The sequence below is a fragment of the Vibrio sp. V42_P2S4T144 genome, from assembly GCF_009904715.1.
In the GTDB taxonomy this organism is placed as follows: Bacteria; Pseudomonadota; Gammaproteobacteria; order Enterobacterales; family Vibrionaceae; genus Vibrio; species Vibrio alginolyticus.
The window spans coordinates 1-3,087 of record NZ_WXWS01000014.1 but is presented as its reverse complement, the minus strand read 5'-3'; the positions used below and the strand labels follow the sequence as shown (position 1 = coordinate 3,087).

Annotated in this window: 3 protein-coding genes and 1 pseudogene; all 4 read left to right on the top strand. The window is 45.7% G+C overall.

Translation table 11 applies throughout. From position 1 onward, the window contains the following. Positions 1 to 102: 102 nt before the first annotated feature. Entirely contained in the window at positions 103 to 843 is a 741-nt protein-coding gene (locus CAG68_RS00360; protein ID WP_161440638.1) for a 3-oxoacyl-ACP reductase, read from the top strand. A gap of 12 nt (positions 844 to 855) precedes the next feature. Continuing rightward, positions 856 to 2,064 carry an acetyl-CoA C-acetyltransferase gene (locus CAG68_RS00355; RefSeq protein WP_161440639.1) on the top strand — a complete coding sequence of 403 codons (1,209 nt, stop codon included), beginning with the start codon at positions 856 to 858 and terminating at the stop codon, positions 2,062 to 2,064. Between the two features lie 44 nt (positions 2,065 to 2,108). Continuing rightward, a complete protein-coding gene (locus tag CAG68_RS00350) occupies positions 2,109 to 2,456 on the top strand; it encodes a phasin family protein (RefSeq protein WP_005373550.1) in 348 nt (115 codons plus the stop codon). A gap of 66 nt (positions 2,457 to 2,522) precedes the next feature. Further along, positions 2,523 to 3,087: pseudogene (locus CAG68_RS00345) on the top strand (class I poly(R)-hydroxyalkanoic acid synthase); the annotation flags it as partial.

Below are 3,087 nucleotides of genomic sequence, written 5' to 3'. Positions count from 1 at the left end.
CGGGATTGGTTGTCAAAAGAATAAATAAACACGTCAGTTGATGAACTATTTCATCAGTGTATTAAGTTTGCTTTTTAAATGCCGTTAAGAATGGAGTCTTCAATGAAGAAAGTCGCTTTGATCACTGGATCAAAAGGCGGAATTGGTTCTGCTATTTCCTCTCAATTAGTCAATGACGGTTACCGTGTAATCGCTACTTATTTCACAGGTAACTACGAATGTGCGCTGGAGTGGTTCAACAGCAAAGGGTTTACCAAAGATCAGGTTCGCCTTTTTGAGTTGGATGTAACAAACACGACAGAGTGTGCAGAGAAATTGGCGCAATTGCTTGGGGAGGAAGGAACCATTGATGTTGTTGTCAACAACGCAGGAATTACACGTGATGGCGTGTTTAAAAAGATGACTGCGCAAGCTTGGAATGATGTCATCAATACCAACCTCAATAGTTTATTCAACGTTACGCAACCCCTCTTTGCTGCAATGTGCGAAAAAGGCGGTGGTCGTGTCATCAATATCTCTTCAGTCAATGGTCTTAAAGGGCAGTTTGGTCAAGCAAACTACTCGGCGGCGAAAGCTGGGATGATCGGTTTCTCTAAAGCCTTAGCATACGAAGGTGCTCGCTCGGGTGTAACAGTTAATGTTATCGCGCCGGGTTACACGGGTACGCCAATGGTTGAGCAAATGAAGCCAGAAGTGCTGGAATCTATCACGAACCAAATTCCAATGAAACGTTTTGCGACACCAGAAGAAATTGCAGCATCAGTGAGCTTCTTGGTCAGCGATGCGGGCGCCTATATCACCGGAGAGACTTTGTCGGTGAACGGCGGCCTATACATGCACTAAGGAGATAAGATGATGGAAAAAGTATTTATCGTAGCGGCGAAGCGTACCCCAATCGGCGCTTTTGGTGGCAGCCTGAAAAATACTTCTGCTGGCGATCTGGCAGCAGTAGCGATTAAAGGCGCGTTGGAAGCGGCAAAGTTGCCTGGCGACAAGGTTGACGAAGTGATTGTTGGCAACGTTGTTGGTGCAGGTCAAGGAATGGGTGTTGGCCGCCAAGCGGCACTGTTTGCGGGGATTCCTGAATCTGTTCCTGCATATGGCGTAAACATGGTTTGCGGTAGTGGCATGAAAACGGTCATGGATGCCGTGTCCCATATCCGTAGTGGCGATGCTGAGATCGTTGTAGCAGCGGGTGTTGAAGTCATGTCTCAGATTCCGTTTGCTGCACCAAGCAGCATTCGTGATGGCAACAAAATGGGCAATCTGGAGCTAAAAGATCTGCTCGTAGCGGACGGTTTAACCGATGTTTACAACCAATATCACATGGGTGTGACGGCAGAAAACGTAGCAAAACAAATCGGCTTAACTCGCCAGCAGCAAGACGAATACGCGCTGTCTAGCCAACAGAAAGCGGTAGCCGCTATCGAAGCTGGCAAATTTCAAGACGAAATTGTGCCAGTGGAAGTAAAGCAACGCCGTGAAGCCGTGATGTTTGATACGGATGAATACCCAAAAGCGAACGCGACAATGGAAGCCTTAAGCAAGCTACGTCCTGCTTTTGACCGCGAAGGCACTGTGACTGCGGGTAATGCATCAGGCATTAACGATGGAGCGAGTGCGATTATCGTGGCGTCTGAAAGCGCAGTTAAAGCGCATGGATTAACGCCGCTTGCTGAGATCGTAAGCTACGCGCAATCGGGTCTTGATCCGAAGATCATGGGCCTAGGTCCTGTTGAGTCGGTCAATAAAGCACTCGAAAAAGCAGAACTCACAGTAAATGATATCGACGTTTACGAGTTAAACGAAGCATTTGCAGCGCAAGCACTTGGCGTGATTCATCAGTTGGCGGAAACAAACCAAGTTCCAGTTAACGCGATTCAAGATAAAGCGAACTTTAACGGTGGTGCTATCGCGCTAGGACACCCGCTTGGTGCATCTGGAAACCGAATCTTAGTCACGCTGGTTCACGAGCTTCATAAACAAAATGGTCAATATGGCGTTGCTTCACTTTGTGTGGGCGGCGGCATGGGCACGGCTGTGGTTGTAAAGACAGTTAAGTAATTATTTAAACGGACATTTTTAATTCTTTCTCTAGGAGACAAACCATGTACACAGATTTCTTCAAAACATTTAGCGATCAAACTGAAAAAAATCTAGAACCTTACTTGAAGTTCAACAAGCTAGTGACAAAAAACGTAGAAGTGTTGACCGAGCTTCAATTGAACGCCATTCGCACATACAGTGAAGTGGGTCTAAACCAGATGAAAGCAGCGACAGAAATCAAAGACGTAACGTCATTGACTGCTTTCAACAGTCAGCAACTAAGCGTACTTACTAAACTTTCTCAACAAATGATGGATGACAGCAACAAGCTTCAAGCGATTGCAAAAGAGTTCAAAGAAGACGTTGAGAAAATGACTTCGGAAAATCTAAAGACTGTTACTCCAGCGTAATTTGTCCGATTCTCGCCGCCCCTAGATTTGGGCGGCGTTGTTTTTTCCGAATATAGGAGTAAGACTATGTTTCAACACTTCTTTTCGGACTATCTTGTGAAGCTTCAGGAAACCAATCATCAGTGGTGGCATGATTTCGAAGTGAACAAGGCAGTCGTGAACTCTCCTTTAAACAAGGCCATGCAAGAAGTGAACTTTGAGGATACTGCCAAACTGTTCGAACAAGCTGCGAATCAGCCTGCTGCGATTTTAAAGCTGCAAGCACAGTGGTGGGAACAGCAGCTGCAAATTTGGCAGAATGTTGCATTGGCAGGGAACCAAGCACAAATCGTCGAAGCTGAAAAAGGGGATAAGCGTTTCTCAAACGAAGCGTGGCAAAATGAAGCCATGTATAGCTTCATCAAACAATCCTACCTTTTATTTAGTAAGACCTATCTGGACACCATCGAGTCTTTGGAAGGCTTAGATGAAAAGACGAAAGAACGTATTATTTTTTTCTCTCGCCAAGCCATTAACGCCCTTTCTCCTTCCAACTTCATCGCCACTAACCCAGAGCTTTTGAAGCTGACACTTGAGCAAAACGGTCAAAACTTACTGGCAGGCTTAGAGCAGTTGAAAGAAGACGTTGAGT